General features: G+C 66.2%; 1 pseudogene. It reads right to left on the bottom strand.

Annotated elements, in window-relative coordinates:
• Positions 1 to 517, bottom strand: a pseudogene (locus FQ664_RS25740) (T6SS effector BTH_I2691 family protein); the annotation flags it as partial.

The following is a 517-nucleotide window of genomic DNA, read 5'->3' as shown; positions in this document are numbered from 1 at the left end:
GTACCGGGCGCCGGCTGGCCCATCGACTGAATCAGCAGCGCCAGGGAGATTTCCAGCCCGCGCGCGGAAGTGATTTCATCGCGGTCGTAGCAGGCCAGGGCTGCGGCCAGGCTGTAGGGGTTATCGACATGTTGGGGCTCGGCCGTCCCGAGCCAGGCGTCATGATCGTGGCTGGCTTGCAAGGCCTGCGTGCGCAAGGTGGCAATACGGCGTTCCAGCTCATCACGCTCGGTGAGGAAGCGCCGGTACTTGGCGATATCGAGGCGTTGTGCCAGGCGCGCGCCGTTGGGGGAATAGTCTTCGTGGGTGAGGGCCTGAAAACGTGACTCGGCCGGCGACAGGGCGGGCCCGCGGCGTGCCGTGCCAAGCCGGAACTCGGCGAGCTCCAGCGAAGGTGCATCGGCCGGGTACAGGCTTTCCAGCGTCTTGTTCAGCAGCAGGGCCACCAGGTTGCGGTGGTGGAAATCGCGGCTTTGCACGCTTAGCTGCTCGGCATCCAGCCGGTAGCACGCCGGTA

The sequence above is a fragment of the Pseudomonas persica genome (assembly GCF_900291015.1).
GTDB lineage: Bacteria > Pseudomonadota > Gammaproteobacteria > Pseudomonadales > Pseudomonadaceae > Aquipseudomonas.
This window is presented reverse-complemented; position numbering and strand designations above follow the sequence as displayed.